Source organism: Citrobacter sp. Cs237, assembly GCF_030332325.1.
Lineage (GTDB): Bacteria > Pseudomonadota > Gammaproteobacteria > Enterobacterales > Enterobacteriaceae > Citrobacter_A > Citrobacter_A sedlakii.
In genome coordinates, this window is record NZ_JAOWIB010000069.1 from 1 (window position 1) to 265 (window position 265).

1 protein-coding gene is annotated in these 265 nt (G+C 52.1%); it reads right to left on the reverse strand.

Features of this window, described 5'->3' with window-relative positions; translation table 11 throughout:
• Nucleotides 1-265 (reverse strand): DUF6396 domain-containing protein (locus tag OGY07_RS02855; RefSeq protein WP_286598536.1); only part of this gene is annotated, 265 nt, incomplete at both ends.

The window sequence follows — 265 nt, forward strand, 5'->3', positions numbered from 1 at the left end:
GCGACATCATCCTTATTAAAATGGGGTGACGAAGGCAGCGGCTTACCCGTTACCGGGTTTAACTGTTTTGCCTTTGCCAGTTCCGCGATTAGCGATTCACCCGGTTTGGCTGGCGGGATATTGGCCTTGCGCTCTTCCAGCCATTTTAGTTTACCGTCCCAAGCTGGCAGCGGCGCCGGTGGCAACGGAACGATGTCGTTGATTTCCGGGACAGTTGGACTGGCGTAGGAATAATCAGACAGGATTTTCCAGATTTTTTCATAGC